The 422-nt window shown below is 73.2% G+C and carries 1 protein-coding gene; it reads left to right on the top strand.

The window, feature by feature from the left end; genetic code table 11:
* Nucleotides 1-422: dihydroxy-acid dehydratase domain-containing protein (locus D3242_RS33190; RefSeq protein ID WP_208645782.1), on the top strand; the 422-nt coding region annotated here is incomplete at both ends.

Genomic DNA, 422 nt, shown 5'->3' with positions numbered 1-422 from the left:
CCGCCTCCACCATGAACGCGGTGGCCGAGGCGCTGGGCCTCTCGCTGCCCGGCTGCGCCGCCATTCCCGCGCCCTACCGCGAGCGCGGCCAGATGGCCTATGCCACCGGCCGCCGCATCGTCGAGATGGCGCACGAAGACCTGCGCCCCTCGCGCGTGCTCACCCGCGAGAGCTTCCTCAACGCGCTGGCGGTGGTCAGCTGCGCGGGCGGCTCCAGCAACGCGCAGGTGCACATCCAGGCGATGGCGCGCCATGCCGGCGTCGAACTCCATCCGCGCGACTGGACGGACCATGCCTACGACCTGCCGCTGCTGGTCAACATGCAGCCCGCCGGCAAGTACCTGGGCGAGCGCTTCTTCCGCGCCGGCGGCGTGCCGGCGGTGATGTGGGAGCTGCTGCAGGCCGGCCGGCTGCACGGCGAC

The sequence above is a fragment of the Mesorhizobium jarvisii genome, from assembly GCF_003601985.1.
Classification (GTDB): domain Bacteria; phylum Pseudomonadota; class Alphaproteobacteria; order Rhizobiales; family Rhizobiaceae; genus Mesorhizobium; species Mesorhizobium jarvisii.
This window is presented reverse-complemented; position numbering and strand designations above follow the sequence as displayed.